This is a genomic window from Oligoflexus sp. (genome assembly GCF_035638955.1).
GTDB lineage: Bacteria > Bdellovibrionota_B > Oligoflexia > Oligoflexales > Oligoflexaceae > Oligoflexus.
On record NZ_DASQYZ010000449.1, the window covers coordinates 1 to 2,534 of the forward strand.

Annotated in this window: 3 protein-coding genes; 2 read left to right on the forward strand and 1 reads right to left on the reverse strand. The window is 50.3% G+C overall.

Going from position 1 to position 2,534, the window contains the following annotated elements; genetic code table 11:
- Window positions 1–224: hypothetical protein (locus tag VE954_RS36765; protein WP_324962533.1), on the forward strand; the 224-nt coding region annotated here is incomplete at its 5' end.
- Between the two features lie 55 nt (window positions 225–279).
- Here the strand turns inward: VE954_RS36765 and VE954_RS36770 are convergent.
- Window positions 280–1,011, reverse strand: a complete 732-nt coding sequence (locus VE954_RS36770) for a hypothetical protein (protein WP_324962535.1) — start codon at window positions 1,009–1,011, stop codon at window positions 280–282.
- A gap of 766 nt (window positions 1,012–1,777) precedes the next feature.
- Between VE954_RS36770 and VE954_RS36775 the strand changes: the two genes are divergently transcribed.
- The gene (locus tag VE954_RS36775) at window positions 1,778–2,269 is read left to right on the forward strand and encodes a YfcE family phosphodiesterase (protein WP_324962537.1); all 492 of its coding nucleotides are present in this window, start codon (window positions 1,778–1,780) and stop codon (window positions 2,267–2,269) included.
- The last annotated feature ends 265 nt before the right edge of the window (window positions 2,270–2,534 follow it).

The following is a 2,534-nucleotide window of genomic DNA, read 5'->3' on the forward strand; positions in this document are numbered from 1 at the left end:
GTCCATCCATATTGGGCATGTTGCAGTCGGTCACGATCAACGAAGAATGTGTGGACCTGCAGCTCTCCAGGGCCGCCTTGGAAAGCCATGAGGGGACTGCAGCAATTCTTCCTTCAACATCCTTGTCTTTGAGAATTTTCAAAAGGCTGAAGACTGCTCTTATGCAGTCCTCAGCCTCATGGTCAAAAATTTTTGAAGTTATGAAACTCTTTCAGAATCTCTGAGGGCCAGTACTCGTCTGGAATAAAAGGAGGTCTTTCAAAGAGCCTCCTTATCTGATCAATTGAATAATGCCATGAAAGCGGATCCTTCATTTTTGCCCTTGGCGCTTGGAGCAATTGTCTTCGTAGTTCCATTGGCGAAAACATTCTGCACCTGTTTCATTTCCACGATTTGTAACTCGCCCTGATTGCTGTACTTATAAACCGGAGTTGAAACCTCGACCATTTGAACTTCCTTGCCGGCTGCGTCTTTGGTTTTCTTCGCAACAGCCGTGATGCTCATCGTTTTCGGACCGGCACTCGTGTTAACGGTGCAGCTTCCTTTGGCGATACCCTGGATCGCAGTTCCGAGCTTGACGTTGCTGATGGCTGCGGTATTGGCCGTTACATATGTGATCTGTGCACCTGCAGCCGGGGCCTTGGTGGACTGGGCGGCTGGATTCACATACTTTATGGCGATGACGGAAGGCTTGTTTTTATAGACGTTGACGTCGCAGACAGTCTCGAACTTGCCGTTGCAGAAAAAGCCTGTGTCCAACCTGCCAATAATGAGGCCTTTGTACTTAATTTGTTGACCGTCCACTGTCGGCGCATTGTGGCCCCAGGGCAGGACTTTTGTGCCTTCAGCGAGATAAAGATTATTTCCATCCAGCGCAAACGAAAGGGACGCGACGGAGCTTTCCACGAACAGCGCCTGGAGACTGCTGTCTGCACTTTCACCTTCGATTTCACTACGGCAGCCGATTGATGAGGCGATGGAAAGGAACGCAAGTACCGCTACGAGTTTCATTTTCTGCTCCTGGAAGTGGTGTGAATCAATTGCCTTCTGTAGAGCAAGCTCCGGTCCAAACTCATCTTGCTGCAGTGGGGACTCCTTTGCTTCCGGGCCATGTCACAGAAAGGTCCGGCGATATTCCGATCAATCCCGCTTGCCGTTGGCGTCGCCTGACAGTGAGGCTATGGCCTGCGACGACCCATGGCGTTCTGCCGATTATGTAATATTTTCAATGTTGTAGGTACGGCCAGGGTCATTTTTTTCCAAAATTTGGCTAAGGATTTTGTGCAGTGCCGGTAGGTAACCATAATTGTTGAATTATTGCGGCTGGTCCGGCATTGAAGCGCCGGGTGATCGACACGGACGCAGTGTAAACGCTCGGTCATACCCCACTTGTGGCCGGAAGGGGAAACAAGGAAACCGGCCTTATGGTTGCCTTAAGGTAAGACCTCAATTTCTGGGCAATTACCTTGAGGTTTATTTGAAGAAGGTTTCTTTGGGATGCAAAAGCTCGGACGAGGTTCTTTGCTGGGGAGGAAGACAGCAAATATGTTCTCTCTGCAAAACATACTGCATTGCACGTCGATCGAAGGGGCGAAAATTAAGAAGCTGAGAATTTTCATGGGACCAAGGCACGGTGGGAGTACACGCATCAAGATGCTCATTGCAGCAAAGGTTTATGGAATATGCCCTGCATTCCTTATGACAATTCTTTTGAGCGGCCGTCCATGCGTAAGGTTTCTTACGTCGTCGACTGCCTTCACGGAAAGATGAGCGTGTCATGAAGATTGGGATTATTGCGGATACGCACGATAAAATTGAGATCACGCGTGCGGCCATTCAAGACTTGAAAGCACGGGGTGTAGCGGCGCTCTTTCATTGCGGTGATCTCCTCGGTCTGGGCGTTCTTGAACTCTGTCGTGAGCTGCCTAGCTATGTCGTGTTCGGCAATAATGATAAGCCGCGATCGCGACTGATTCAGGCTGCGGCGGATTGGGGGATTCATCATCTGGGGGATGGGGGTGAGGTTGTCCTCGGTGATTGGCGTATTGCGATGACGCATGGGCACTTGCCTCAGCAGGTGAAAAGTTTGTTACAGGCTCAACCGGATGTGCTCCTGCTCGGGCATTCGCATCAGAGGCGTGACGAGCATAGGAATGGTACCTGGATTATTAATCCAGGGGCTTTGCATCGGGCGACAGTGAAAACCTGTGCGTTGCTTGATTTGGAAGAGCGGCGCCTGGAATTCCTATCTTGCCAGGCTCCGGGATGAGGGAAAGCAAGCCAAGTTGAATAGGGTGGCGACAGCCCGGCCGACCCTTCGTTTTAAACTTCCATTTGCAATATAAAGCCAGCCCTTCGTTCTCTTGTTTTGTTTTGTCAAACAGGAGCGCGAAAATGAGGATGGGTCCAGCAGCCGGACAGCCTCCTGATACAATTGACGGTATTATTCGCTGGTGAATCTGCTCTTATTGACATGTAAAGTCATCCCAAATGTGCCTGGAAATTGGGGGGGTCGGCATGTCGGTTCGCCATTA

Excerpts from the sequence above, each read along its gene's own strand:
- VE954_RS36770 (WP_324962535.1), bottom strand. The coding sequence starts at position 1,011 with ATGAAACTCGTAGCGGTACTTGCGTTCCTTTCCATCGCCTCATCAATC.
- VE954_RS36775 (WP_324962537.1), top strand. The coding sequence starts at position 1,778 with ATGAAGATTGGGATTATTGCGGATACGCACGATAAAATTGAGATCACG.